The organism is Streptomyces globisporus, from assembly GCF_003501885.1.
Taxonomy (GTDB): domain Bacteria; phylum Actinomycetota; class Actinomycetes; order Streptomycetales; family Streptomycetaceae; genus Streptomyces; species Streptomyces globisporus_D.
This window is the reverse complement of record NZ_QWFA01000189.1, coordinates 1-12,025: the sequence shown is the minus strand read 5'-3', so window position 1 is coordinate 12,025 and position 12,025 is coordinate 1. Positions and strand designations below refer to the sequence as shown.

The window sequence follows — 12,025 nt, the reverse complement described above, 5'->3', positions numbered from 1 at the left end:
CCGCGACGCTGCCGGTCTTCCTGCCGATGGCCGTCGGCGTCGTCGCGGGCGATGCGATCGCGGGCGAGGCGAACAGCGGCACCCTGCGCTATCTGCTGGTCGCCCCGGCGGGCCGGACCCGGCTGCTGCTCGTGAAGTACGCCTCCGTCCTGGTCTTCTGCCTGGTCGCGACCCTGGTCGTGGCGGTGTCGGCGCTGGCGGTGGGCGCGCTGCTGTTCCCCGTGGGGGACGTCACCACGATCTCGGGGACCCGGATCGGCTTCGGTGAGGGGCTGGTGCGGGCGGCGCTGACCGCGCTGGTCGTCGCGGTGTCGCTGACCGGGTTCGCCGCGATCGGGCTGTTCGTCTCGACGCTGACCGGCAGTGGGATCGGGGCGATGGCGGCCACGGTCGGACTGCTGATCACGGTGCAGATCCTGGACAGCATTCCGCAGCTGAGCGGTGTGCACCCGTATCTGTTCGCGCACTACTGGATGTCGTTCGCCGACGTCCTGCGCGAACCGGTCTACTGGGACGACCTGAGCAAGAACTTCCAGCTGCAGGGGCTGTACGTCGCGGTGTTCGGCTCGGCGGCCTGGGCCCGCTTCACGGCCAAGGACATCACGGCATGAGGGACGCCCCGAGCGAGCGCAAGGGGGTCTGGCCTGATCGGATCGGAGGGAGCCGCACGCGCCGTCGGCCGGGCGAGCCGTCCCCCGATCGGCTCGTCGCGGCACGAACGGCACGAACGGTGCGGACCACCGGAACGACACGACACGGTACGTTCCGTTTCCGCCTGGGTATTGTTCGGTCTTTGGCGACGAGATGTCAACAAGAGATTGGCTGGAACCCCCCTATGCTCACGGAATGATCACACCGCCGAGCAGTGTGCGACGCAGCGAACGATCACGCCGCGCGATCCTGCGGTCCGCTCTCGACCTCTGTACGGAGCGGGGGTACGGGCACGTCACGATAGAGGCCATCGCGGCCGACGCCGGGGTCTCGAAGAAGACGATCTACCGCTGGTGGCCGTCCAAAGGGGCGGTCCTGCTGGAGGCGTTCACGGACGCCCTGATCGACGCCACCCCGTTCGTGGACACCGGCGACATCGGCGCCGACCTGCGCTCCCACGTCGCCGGCGCGGTGAAACTGCTCTCGGTCCCGCCCTTCGGCCCCGCCTACGCGGGCATCCTCTCCGAACTGCACCACGACGACCGCCTGGCCCAGCAGTTGCGGGAACAGCTGGTCGACCCGCGCGTCGAGGAGGCGATCGGCCGGCTCCGCAGCGCCCAGGACCAGGGCCAGATCCCACCCGGCGCGGATCTCCCGCTGGCGGTGGAGATGCTGTACGGCCCCGTCTACTACCGCCATGTGCTGCGCAAGCCCGTCCAGGACGAGGAGACGATCGCCACGCTGGTGGACCACGTGCTGCGGTCGCTGCGGGCGCCGGGGTACTGAGACGCGTTCCTGGGGGCGGGGCTCTCGCCCGTGCGCGGGGAGGGGGATCGGTCCGGCGGTCGATGTCACCGGCCGCGGTCGATGCGACGTTCAGTGCATGAGTACCCGTGACATGAGCAGCAACGGCCATGGCCGCACCGGGTGGGCCGGGCCACGCTGGTCCGGGCGTTCCCGCTGTGGGGCCCGGCCCGCCCCTGGGGTCAGGTCTTCCCGTGCTGGACGCCGTTCCTCCGCGGCCGACGCGTACCGCGCGGGCTCCCGCTCGCCCCGGCTCTGCTCGGCGCCGCCACGCTGGCCCCGTACGGCGTCGTCGGGATCGGCTACCTGGCCCTGGGCACGGGCGGCGCGGTGGCGATGGGGCGCGGCGACTTCCCCTCCGAGGGCGACGCGCTGCTGGTCGCCCGGATCGGGATCACCGCCTTCGCGGTCTACGGCGTCGCCCTGGTCGTCGCCGCCCGCTCGTACTGGCTACGGACGCGTCCCGCCGCCTGACCGCCCACCCCCCGCTACAGGAAGCACTCCAGGATCAGCGGCAGGTCCTGCAGCCAGTCCTGGAGGCGCGACTTCCTGCGGGCGGCGATGACGCACGGGTGGGCCGTGCCGTGGTGCAGGTGGACGACGACCCCAAGGTGCTTGGGGCCCTCGGCCGCGTACGCCACGGTGCGGATCTCGGCCCAGGTGTAATGCGTCTCCGCGCCCTCCGGGCCCAGCGTGATGCCCGCGGGGTCGATCAGGAGGGAGCTTCCCGGGCCGACCGCCACGAACGAGAGGTCGGCGTCGTCGTCGGGTGCGCCGCCGAACGGGGCGAGCTCGGTGGCGGCCTGGTGCGGCAGGAGGTAGTCGGACGGGGCCGCGTACGGCAGCGGGCTGTTGGGCAGGGAGTGGGGCGGGGTCTGCTGCTGGTACGGCGGCGGGAAGGCGTTGGACGGGGCGTACGACGGTGGCGGCGGCGGGACCACCGCGACGGTGGGGGCGTACGCCGCGGGCGTGGACGGTGCCGCGTCCGGGACGAACAGGTCCAGCAGGCCCGCCGGTGTCGGCCGCTCCGCCGGGGTCTTGGCCAGGCACGCCGCGAGGACCGGCCGCAGCCTCTCCGGCACGGCGGCCAGGTCCGGGGGCTCGTGCACCGACCGGTACATCATGCCCATCGGCGTACCCGCCCCGAACGCGCTGCCGCCCGCCGCCGCGACGAGCACCGCACCCAGCGCGAACACGTCGGCGGCCCCGTCGACCTCCTGGCCCTGGGCCTGCTCCGGTGCCAGGAACCCCGGGGTGCCGAAGGCCGTACCGGTCGCCGTCAGCCGGGTCGACTCCAGCGCCCGGGCGATGCCGAAGTCCAGGACCCGGGGGCCGTCCGCCGCCATGATGATGTTGCCGGGCTTCAGATCGCGGTGCACCAGGCCGCAGCCGTGGATCGCCGCCAGCGCCTCGGCGAGCGCCGCGCCCAGCCCCCGCAGCCGCGCCTCGTCCATCGGCCCCTCCGCCTCCAGGAGCGCGGAGAGGGTCGGCCCGGGGATGTACGCCGTGGCCAGCCAGGGCGCCGCCGCGTCCGGGTCCGCGTCCACCACGGGGGCCGTGTGGAAACCGCCCACGCTGCGCGCGGCGGCGACCTCGGCGCGGAACCGCTCCCGGAAGTGCGGGTCGCCCGCGAGCTCCGGGCGGGCCACCTTCACGGCCACCGACCGCCCGCCACGGGAACGCGCCAGATAGACGGTGCCCATCCCGCCGGCGCCCAACTCCCGCTCCACGATGTAGCCACCGATACGTTCCGGCAGATTCCCGCCGCCCGCCGCCCCGTGCTCCATACGCTGTACGCCCCCTCGTGCTCCGGCGGATCAGTATGACGCAGGAGGTGACGGCCGGGCCGAGTGAGATGTACGTGGTGGGCGCGGACGTCCCCCACGTGGTACGCCCCGGCAGCCGGGGCACCCTGGTCATCGTGGAACGGGACTGACCCCCGCCGCCCCCGGCGCCCCGCCCGTCACACCCCTGCCGCCCACCGGTGGCCGGGTCCGGTGCGCCGGGTGATGCTGGTCCGGCGCGTGCCGGAACCGGTACTCCGGCGTGCCGGAGCCGGAGGGCGGGTGGATCCGTGGCGGACAGCGAGACGCCGACCGGGCCCGGGAAGGGCGCGAGGCCGGGAGACGGCCTCGACGAGGCGCTTCTCGTGGCCCTGTTCTCCCAGTCCGCCGTCGGCCTCGTCGTGCTCGACCCGCAGCTCAGGCTCGTACGCGCCAACTCCCTCGTCGAGGGGGTGGGGACCGGGGAGTACGTGGGCCGCCCGATCGCCGAGGCCGTCCGGCTCGACGACCCGGACGGCTACGAGCAGCTCATGAAGCGGGTGCTGGCCGGTGAGGGCCCGGTGCGCGACCACCTCGTGCGGGGCCGGCTGCGCCGGATCCCCGGCGACCGCCAGTTCCTGACCTCCTTGTACCCCCTGCACGGCCCGGGCGGCCCCAAGGCCCCCGCCCTCGGCCTGGTCGTCGCGGTCGTCGACGTCACCGAGCGGGAACGGGCCCGGGCCAGGGAGGCCGCGCTGGCCGCCGTGCGGGACGCGGTCGGCGGGTCCCTCGACGTCGCCACCACCTGCCGCGCCTTCGCCGACGCCCTGACGCCCGGCTTCGCCGACCTCGCCGTCGTGGAAGTGGTGGACGACGTCCTGCGCGGAGCCGAGCCGCCGGTGGGCCCGATGCCGTCCGGAACCCCGCTGCGCCGCGCCGCGAGCGGCCGGTGCGACGCCGTCCGGAACGCGGCGGAGGGCGGGAGCCGTGGTCGGGGACGGGCGGCGGGTACGACCCGCCACCTGCCCGTCCGTACGCCCTACGCGCTCGCCGCCGCCGACCTGCGGCCCCGCCTCGTCCACCTCGGGCCCGACACCCCGTGGCTCGACACCGACCCGGACGGGGCGCGCGCCGTCGCGGAGACCGGCGCGCACTCCCTGATCGTCGTGCCCCTCTCCCTGCGGGGCGCGGTCCTCGGACTGGTCAGCCTCTACCGCTGCGGGGCCTCCGATCCCTTCGACGAGGACGACCTCTCCGTGGCCGTCACGGCGGCCACCCGCGCGTCCCTCGCCATCGACAACTCCCGCCGCTACGAGCGCGAGCACGTCATCGCCTCGACGGTCCAGCGGCGGCTGCTCCCGCAGGCCGAGCGGCAGCAGGCGGCCGTCGACACCGCGCACGTCCTGCTGCCCGGCCGGGACAGCGGCTGCTGGTTCGACACCATCGCCCTGTCCGGCGCCCGTACCGCGCTCGTCGTCGGCGGTGTCGCGGGCGAGGGCCTCCAGTCGGCCATCGCCATGGGCCAGTTGCGTACGGTCACCCAGGCGCTGGCGGGCCTCGACCTGGAGCCGGAGGAAGTCCTCGCCCGGCTCAAGGACACCGCCGACCGCCTCGCCCACGAACGCGCCTCCCTGCCCCCCGCTGACGGCCTCCACGGCGAACCCCTCAGCGCGGGCTGCGTCTACGGCGTGTACGACCCGTTCACCCGCACCTGCACCGTCGCCCGCGCCGGGCACCCCGCGCCGCTGATCGTCGGCCCCGACGGGCGGGCGGTCCCCCTCGACGTACCGGAGGGGCCGGGGCTCTTCTCCGCCGACAGTGCCCTCTTCGCCCCCGCCGCCGTCACCCTGGAGGAGGGCAGCCTCCTCGCGTTCTTCACCGCCGACCTGGTCTCCGGCGACCGCGCCGCCGAACGCATCACCCGGGCCCTCGCCCGGCCGGGCCGCAGCCTCCAGCAGCGTGGCGACGACATCGTGTACGAGCTGCCGGACGACACCCGCGCCGCCGGTGCGGCCCTGCTCCTGGCCCGTACGGGTACGGTCTCCGACCACCTCGTCGCCACCTGGGACCTCGCCGACGAGTCCACGACGCCCGCCACCGCCCGGGTGCTCGTCCGCGACCGGCTCCAGGGCTGGGGCCTGGACGAGGACACCGTGGACGCGACCGAGCTGATCGTCAGCGAGCTCGTCACCAACGCGGTCCGCTACGGCACTCCGCCGCTCCGGCTGCGCCTCCTGCTGGACTCCACGCTCACCTGCGAGGTCCACGACGGCTCCACGGCCGCCCCGCACCTGCGGCACGCCCGGACCGTCGACGAGGGCGGCCGGGGCCTGTTCATCGTCTCCCGCCTCGCCTCCCACTGGGGGGCGCGCCACGGGCCGGACGGCAAGGTGCTGTGGACCGAGCAGGAGCTGCCGGACGGTCCGGCGGCTTCGGCGGCTCCCGCGGGGTGAAACGCGACCGCCCCGCCCGCCGGTCGCGCAGAGTGGTCCCCATGACGACCCCCGCGGAACTGCTCCGCTCCTTCGCCCGCACCCGCGCCTCCCTCGACGGTGAGGAGGTCACGTACTGGTGGTCCGGAGACGTCCACTCCTGGGCCCCCGACGAGCCCTACCAGCGGATCTTCGGCTTCGAGGGCCTCAACGTCGCCCGTCTCGTCCAGGACGCGGACGCCGGGCCGGACGCGTACCAACTGGGCTCCCGTGAGGCCGCGTTCTACCTGGATCCCGTCAGCCGGGAGATCCTGGAGACCTGGCAGGGCCTCCCGGTGGTGCATGTCCGGAACGACCCGGCCAACCAGAAGTGGCGTCCCTTCCCGATCCCGACGACCGACCTCGGGGACCAGGTCTGCTTCAGCCTGGAGATCCCGCTCGCCTACCCGTCGCCGCTGCCGGTGGCCCAGTACCCGGTGCACTCGGCGGGGGACACCTACAAGGCCCTGGAACTCTTCCAGTTCTTCGCGGACCGCGCCGACCTGGCGGGCCCTGCCCCCAGCGTCCCGGCCACGATGTCGTGGAGCCGGATGTCCCCGTGGCTGCCGTGGATGGCCCGGGGGCAGCGGCCCGGCGGTCTCACCTTCCACTGCCGCGGCCGCAAGCTCGGTGCGTACACCGAGGTTCCCGAGCGCACCCGGGCCTACATCGCCGACCACCACCCGGAGTTCGCGCACGCCCCGGAGCGGTGGAGCGAGCCGAACGAGACCAGCTGGACCTACTTCCGCAAGCTCAACCCGCCCCAGGAGTAAGGGTTTTCAGGGGAGCGTGATGTTCCGGCCCGGGCCGCCCTGGACCGTGTCCTTCCCGGAGCCGCCGACGAGCACATCGTCGCCCGCCTCACCGTGCAGCATGTCGTCGCCGGAGCCGCCGAGGAGGACGTCATCGCCCTCCCCGCCCATGACGTGGTCGTCGCCCGGGCCCGCGTACACGACGTCGTCGCCGTCGTACGCCTCGATCATGTCGTCACCCCGGCCGCCCCAGAGAAACTGGTCGCCGTCGACGGCCATCAGATGGTCCATGCCGTCGCCCCCGTCGAGGACGACGCGCCCCATCACCATGTCGTCGCCGGCGTCGCCCCGCACGGTGTGCGCGGTGTGGGCGTGCAGCATGTCGTCACCGGGGCCGCCGCTCACGGTGGCGACGCCGGGGTCGCTGGTGGCGATCTCGTCGTCGCCGTCGCCGAGGAAGACGTCGATCCGGTCCGGCCGGGCGCTGCCGGTGGGCAGTTCGCAGACGACGTACGTCTCGACGCCCGGCTCCAGGTACGTGCAGTGGTCGCCGGGCCGGAGGGGAACGGAATCGCGGAAGCCGATCCGCCGGACCCCGTCGCCCTGGTCCATCGGGACCACATGGAGGTCGTTGACCTGGCCCGGGGCGGCGGTGAAGGTGACCGACTGCTTCGCCCAGTCGGCGCCGACACGGGCCCCGGCCTCGGCGGCGGTGGGCGCGGCGACGGCCGGGGGCACGGCGAGGCCGGTGGCGAGCAGGGTCACGACGGCCGACATCCTCTTGCGCTTCACGACAACTCCTCGGTGGGTCCGTGGGGCCCGCCCGCCTGCCTCTACGCAGCAGGGGAGGGCAGGGGCATGTCAAGCGCCACGCGTGGCGGTGGGGTCGCCACGCGGGCGAGCGCAGCCTACCCGTCTTGGTCTAGACCAAACTGGAGGGCGGAGTTCGACTCGACGCGGCCCCCGGTGTCGAACAGCCGCTCCAGAACCACCGCGACCCCGTCCTCCGCGTTCGACAGGGTCACCTCGTCGGCCGCCGCGCGCAGCTCCGGGTGGGCGTTGCCCATGGCCACCCGGAGGCCCGAACCGGCGAACATCGGCAGGTCGTTGGGCATGTCGCCGAACGCGACGGTCCGCTCGGCCCCGATGCCCAGCAGCTCGGCGGCCGCCGCGAGACCCGTACCCTTGTCCACCCCGCGCGGAGCCAGCTCCACCGTGCCGGGCCCCGCCATGGTCACCGTCGCCAGATCGCCCACGGCCCCGCGTGCGGCGGCGGTGAGCTCGTCGTCGCCCAGTTCCGGGTGGCGTACCAGCACCTTGATGACGGGCCGCTCCCACAGCGCCTCGCGGGAGCCGACGCGTTGGGCGGGCAGGGTCGGATTCGGCATCCGGTAGCCGGCCTCGATCAGGGTCACCCCGTCCACGCCGTCCTGGTCCACGGCGGCGAACACGGCCCCGACCTCCGCCTCGATCTTGCCGAGCGCGGTGTCGGCGGCCTCCCGGTCCAGGGTGACGGAGCGCAGCAGTCGCCCGGCGTCCGCGTCGTAGAGCTGGGTGCCCTGCCCGCAGACGACGAGCCCGGTGTACGCGAGGTCCGCGAGCAGCGCCCGTATCCCCGGGGCGGGCCGCCCGGTCACGATGAGATGCCGGGCGCCCGAGGCGGCGGCGAGCCCGAGCGCGGCACGGGACCGGGCGCTGACGGTGTCGTCGGGGCGCAGCAGGGTGCCGTCCAGGTCCGTGGCGACGAGGGCATAGGCGGGGGGCGTGGGCATGGCCCCAGCCTAGAAGGCCACGAACGGCCGCTTGCCCGCGAGGGGTGGACCGGATATAGGGGTGGCTGTCAGGTGACAGCCCCTCCCGCGTTACGCACCAGCTGCCGCAGCACCTTCACGGTGGTGACGTAGTCCGCGTCGGGAATCCCGTCGTGGAGCGCGGCGCGGATCGTGGGAGCGTTGCGCTTGAGGTCGAGACGCGCCTGCTCCCCCTCCTCCGTGATCCACAGCCGGTCGTCCGCGTCCCGCCGCAGCCACCCCCGCCGTACGAGCGCCTCGGCCTCGACCGCGAGGTCGTCCTCGGGCCGGATGTACGAGGCCATGGCCCGCTGAAGCTCGGGGAGGGTCATTCCCGAGCCGTCCGGTGATATGTCGGCGGCCGAGAGATTGCGGAGCAGCCAGAACTGGGGCTGGGTGTACCCCTTCTCGGCCTGCCGCTCCCGGGTGTACGCGATCAGCGCCTCGTGGGCGACCCCGGTCCAGTAGGCGGCGGGCTGTGCGGCGAGTTCGGCGTCGCTGAGCTGCTGGTCGGGCATGGCGGATGCTCCCTCGATGGCGTGATGGCCGGGCCGGTCGTGCGGGCCTCACGGCGACCGTAGGACCTCAAGTGCGGTCGAGGGCAAGGGGGAGCGGGGACGGGCTGCCACGGCAAAGCCCCACCGCGCCTGCACGGTGGGGCTGTTGCTCGGCCGGCGCGCGCGGCTCAGACGGTGCCGAAGTCTCCGCCCCGGACGCCCGCGACGAAGGCGCTGAACGCGGCGGCGGGGACGGCGAGGGCCGGGCCGCCCACGTTCTTGGAGTCGCGGACGGGGACGATGCCGTGCGGGGCGGCGAGGTTGGTGGCGACCTCGACGCACGCGCCGCCGTTTTCGCTGTAGGAGGACGTGAACCAACGGGGGGTCTCGGTTGTCACTGAATGCCCTTTCGCAACTGCCTGAACATGTCAACGGACGCGGCCTGGGAGGGAGCGAGCGCCTGCATCTGATGGTAGGCCGTCAGATGCTGCACCACCGAGCCACTTTCACGCTCCAGATAGCCCTGCTGCGCCGACTCCGCGTACGACATGAGCGAGCGGTCGGGCATGGTCAGGATGTAGAGCGGCAGGCTGAACGGGCGGTGCTCTCCCATGGCGAACGGCACCACCTGGATCACCGTGTTGGGCTGCTCGGCGAACTCGATGAGCCGGTCCAGCTGTGCCCGCATGACCTCCGGTCCGCCGACCGGTCGGAGCAGGCAGCTCTCGTCCAGCAGCGCGAAGACCAGCGGCGGCTTCTCCCGGACCAGGGCCGCCTGGCGTTCCGCGACGAGGGCGACGCGCTCCTGGGCCTGGTCCGCGGTGATCACTTGTCGCCGGACGACGCTGTCCGCCAGGACCGTCGCGTACTCCGGGGTCTGGAGCAGGCCGGGGATGACTCCGACCTCGTACAGCCGGATCTCCGCCGCTCGGCGCTCGTAACCGAGGAACTCAGGGAAACCCTCCAGCAGGCTGCCGTGCTTGATCTCGCCCAGCTCGCGCTCGAACGACGCCTCGGTCCCGGTGAGCCCCAGCGCCCGGTCCGTACTGCGCGAAAAGCGCAAGGTCGCGAGTTTGCGGCCAGTTTCCACGGAGGAGATGTGCGTGCTGGAGTAGCCGTTGCGGTCCCCCAGCCCCTCCTGTGTCCAGCCGCGCTTCTCCCGTAAGTCGCGCAGACGTGCACCGTAGGCCGCTTGCGCAGAACTCTCCGGGTTCAACTCCTTGAGATTCACGGACCCCGCCCCGACCTTCCGTGCCGAATAGGCAAGTTGAATGACTCCTCACGGTAGGTCACGCTGAATCGCCCCGGTAGTTGTACGGCTACAGAGAGGAGCGATAGGTGTACGGCGAGAACGTTTGCCCGAATGCGCAGGACCCTCCCGACCTCCCGGCCCTCGGCACGCTCATGGTGGACACCGGCCGCGGTGACCGCGTGGGGGAGTTCCGCGGGGTCGCCGGCCCCCACTGGTCGCTGCGGCCCGTCGGCGGCGGGGCCGAGTGGGAGGCCGAGCCGGACCGGGTCCGGCCCGCGCTCCTCATGGAGCAGCTCCGGGCCAGGACCGCCCGGCTCAACGCCCGCAGCCGGGGCGAGGTTCTGTGAACGACCGTCATCCCCCACCCCTCACCGGCAAGGACGAGAGCCATGCTGCAGTGCACCGCCTTCACCGAACTCCCCGAGATGGCCGCGCGGGTCGCGTTCATGGGCCTGGAGGACGGGATCGACCTGGCGACGGACGTGCCCGGACTGGACGAGTTCCTGCTGTGCGAACTCGGTGAGCACGAGGAGGGGGCCGAGCACGCGGCCCAGCTCTGGTCGGCGTCGCCCGCCGCCGGGCGTGATCTGTGGATGTTCTGGACCGAGGACGGGGGACGCCGGAAGTTCCGCTTCGTCGAACTGCTGCCGTGCCCGGCCGTCCTCCACCGGCTGTCCGTCAAGGAGGGGGACGTCTGCGTGCTGTACGACCGGCACCCGGCCGCACACTCCTGGGACGTGACGGATCCGCTCGCCGATCTGATGACGGAGCAGATCCGCGAGGAGGTGCGGCGGGAACGCGAGGGTGGTGGCGGCGGTTTTGGCGGGGGAGGCGCGCGCGGCGGCAGGCCCTGATGCGCCCTAGCGCCGCTTGCGGCCGACGGCGTTGCGCAGGCCGCCGGTGAGCGTGCCGACGCCGGTGCGCAGGCCGATGTAGTCGAGGGCGCTGCCCACGCCGCGAGCAGCCCACCTGAACGCTCTCACCAGGTGCTCGTCCATCGTGTCCCTGTCTCCCTCGGTCGTGTCACGTTCTGTCGTGCGTCGTTTTCCTGTATGACGCATCTACCGTCGTCGGGGTTGCCTGGCCGAGGCGGTTCAGTGGCGCTGCTTCGACTCGACCCGCCCGAACGCGTCCGGGCCCGTCGCGTGCGCCTCGACGGCCGTCCGCCACGCGGCGTCGTCGGCGTACAGCACGCTGCGCAGGTAGGCCGAGGCGAGGTGGGCGACCGCGGCGACGCGTGCGGGGTTCTCGTCGGTCGTCTCGGCGACGTCGTATCCGGAGATCCCGCCGAGGCCGTGTTCCGCTTCGAAGAGGGTGAGCAGGGTCTTGGGGCCGGGGGCGAGGACGTACGGGTCGGTGTGCCACTCCGGGCCCATGACCGTCAGATGGCCGGACTCGTCCTTCTCACCCGCGACCACGAGTGCGGGCGTCGTCATCCGGGAGAAGTCCGTGGTGGTGAGGAACGGCAGCGCCTCCGCCATGGGCGGGGTGATCGCGTCGCCGCCCCGGCCGGGCCCGGCCAGCACCACGCCCGCCGTGATCCGGGGATCGGCCAGATCCACCTCCGTACCGTCGTCCGGATCCGTGAGGCTCGCGCCCAGCAGGAGGCCCGCCGTGTGGGCGCCCATCGAGTGCCCGACAACGGCGATCCGGCCCCGGTCCAGGCGGCCGGTGAGTCCGGGCACGGCCGCCTCGATCTCGTCGAACCGGTCGATGAGGCGCGACATGTCCTCGGCGCGGGAGCGCCAGTGCATGGGGGCGCCGGGGGTCTCGGGCGGCAGGCTCAGCGTCGTCGAACTGAGGTGGGTCGGCTGGATCACGGCGAACCCGTGCGCGGCCCAGAAGGCGACGAGGGGGGCGTAGCCGTGGAGCGAGGAGAGGTTGTTCGAGAAGCCCTGGCCGTGAGAGAGCAGGATGACCGGCAGTCGGTCCCCGTCCCCGGGCGCCTCGGCGCCGGTCGGGGGCAGCGGCAGGGAGATGCGGAACTCCAGGTCCACGGCGCGGTCGGGGGTGGGCAGTACCAGGGGGGCGACGGAGAGGACGGG

Annotated in this window: 15 protein-coding genes; 7 read left to right on the top strand and 8 right to left on the bottom strand. The window is 73.2% G+C overall.

Features of this window, described 5'->3' with window-relative positions:
* The 3 genes from D3105_RS27480 to D3105_RS27470 all read left to right on the top strand — a co-directional run.
* On the top strand, window positions 1–611 hold a 611-nt coding region (locus tag D3105_RS27480), incomplete at its 5' end, for an ABC transporter permease (protein WP_118905678.1).
* Between the two features lie 235 nt (window positions 612–846).
* Window positions 847–1,437, top strand: coding sequence for a TetR/AcrR family transcriptional regulator (locus tag D3105_RS27475; RefSeq protein ID WP_030798995.1), 591 nt, complete (start codon window positions 847–849; stop codon window positions 1,435–1,437).
* A gap of 141 nt (window positions 1,438–1,578) precedes the next feature.
* The gene (locus D3105_RS27470) at window positions 1,579–1,929 is read left to right on the top strand and encodes a hypothetical protein (protein WP_240647039.1); all 351 of its coding nucleotides are present in this window, start codon (window positions 1,579–1,581) and stop codon (window positions 1,927–1,929) included.
* A gap of 14 nt (window positions 1,930–1,943) precedes the next feature.
* Here D3105_RS27470 and D3105_RS27465 read toward each other — a convergent pair whose 3' ends face one another.
* Window positions 1,944–3,242 carry a serine/threonine-protein kinase gene (locus D3105_RS27465; RefSeq protein ID WP_118905676.1) on the bottom strand — a complete coding sequence of 433 codons (1,299 nt, stop codon included), beginning with the start codon at window positions 3,240–3,242 and terminating at the stop codon, window positions 1,944–1,946.
* Window positions 3,243–3,529: 287 nt separating this feature from the next.
* Between D3105_RS27465 and D3105_RS27460 the strand changes: the two genes are divergently transcribed.
* Both D3105_RS27460 and D3105_RS27455 read left to right on the top strand, forming a co-directional pair.
* Window positions 3,530–5,671, top strand: coding sequence for a SpoIIE family protein phosphatase (locus tag D3105_RS27460; RefSeq protein WP_118905675.1), 2,142 nt, complete (start codon window positions 3,530–3,532; stop codon window positions 5,669–5,671).
* Between the two features lie 41 nt (window positions 5,672–5,712).
* Entirely contained in the window at window positions 5,713–6,462 is a 750-nt protein-coding gene (locus D3105_RS27455; RefSeq protein ID WP_118905674.1) for a DUF1838 family protein, read from the top strand.
* Between the two features lie 6 nt (window positions 6,463–6,468).
* Here the strand turns inward: D3105_RS27455 and D3105_RS27450 are convergent, their stop codons facing one another.
* The 5 genes from D3105_RS27450 to D3105_RS27430 all read right to left on the bottom strand — a co-directional run bounded on the left by D3105_RS27450 (window position 6,469) and on the right by D3105_RS27430 (window position 9,959).
* On the bottom strand, window positions 6,469–7,218 hold the full coding sequence (locus D3105_RS27450; protein WP_118905677.1) for a calcium-binding protein: 750 nt from the start codon (window positions 7,216–7,218) through the stop codon (window positions 6,469–6,471).
* 131 nt (window positions 7,219–7,349) lie between these two features.
* Entirely contained in the window at window positions 7,350–8,213 is an 864-nt protein-coding gene (locus tag D3105_RS27445; RefSeq protein WP_118905673.1) for an HAD family hydrolase, read from the bottom strand.
* A 68-nt stretch (window positions 8,214–8,281) separates the two neighbouring features.
* On the bottom strand, window positions 8,282–8,749 hold the full coding sequence (locus tag D3105_RS27440) for a MarR family transcriptional regulator (RefSeq protein WP_118905672.1): 468 nt from the start codon (window positions 8,747–8,749) through the stop codon (window positions 8,282–8,284).
* 167 nt (window positions 8,750–8,916) lie between these two features.
* The gene (locus tag D3105_RS27435; protein ID WP_118905671.1) at window positions 8,917–9,126 is read right to left on the bottom strand and encodes a DUF397 domain-containing protein; all 210 of its coding nucleotides are present in this window, start codon (window positions 9,124–9,126) and stop codon (window positions 8,917–8,919) included.
* A complete protein-coding gene (locus D3105_RS27430; RefSeq protein ID WP_118905670.1) occupies window positions 9,123–9,959 on the bottom strand; it encodes a helix-turn-helix domain-containing protein in 837 nt (278 codons plus the stop codon). The genes D3105_RS27435 and D3105_RS27430 overlap by 4 nt, the downstream gene beginning before the upstream one ends.
* A 107-nt stretch (window positions 9,960–10,066) precedes the next feature.
* On the opposite strand from D3105_RS27430, the gene D3105_RS27425 reads away from it, so the two are divergent.
* Together D3105_RS27425 and D3105_RS27420 are read left to right on the top strand one after the other, a co-directional pair.
* Complete coding sequence (locus D3105_RS27425; RefSeq protein WP_118905669.1) at window positions 10,067–10,327, top strand: hypothetical protein; 261 nt, start codon at window positions 10,067–10,069, stop codon at window positions 10,325–10,327.
* Between the two features lie 42 nt (window positions 10,328–10,369).
* Window positions 10,370–10,834, top strand: a complete 465-nt coding sequence (locus D3105_RS27420) for a hypothetical protein (protein ID WP_118905668.1) — start codon at window positions 10,370–10,372, stop codon at window positions 10,832–10,834.
* Window positions 10,835–10,840: 6 nt separating this feature from the next.
* On the opposite strand, the gene D3105_RS34735 is transcribed toward D3105_RS27420, so the two are convergent.
* Window positions 10,841–10,978 carry a hypothetical protein gene (locus D3105_RS34735; RefSeq protein WP_165891093.1) on the bottom strand — a complete coding sequence of 46 codons (138 nt, stop codon included), beginning with the start codon at window positions 10,976–10,978 and terminating at the stop codon, window positions 10,841–10,843.
* A 96-nt stretch (window positions 10,979–11,074) separates the two neighbouring features.
* Window positions 11,075–12,025 (bottom strand): alpha/beta hydrolase family protein (locus D3105_RS27415; protein WP_118905667.1); only part of this gene is annotated, 951 nt, incomplete at its 5' end.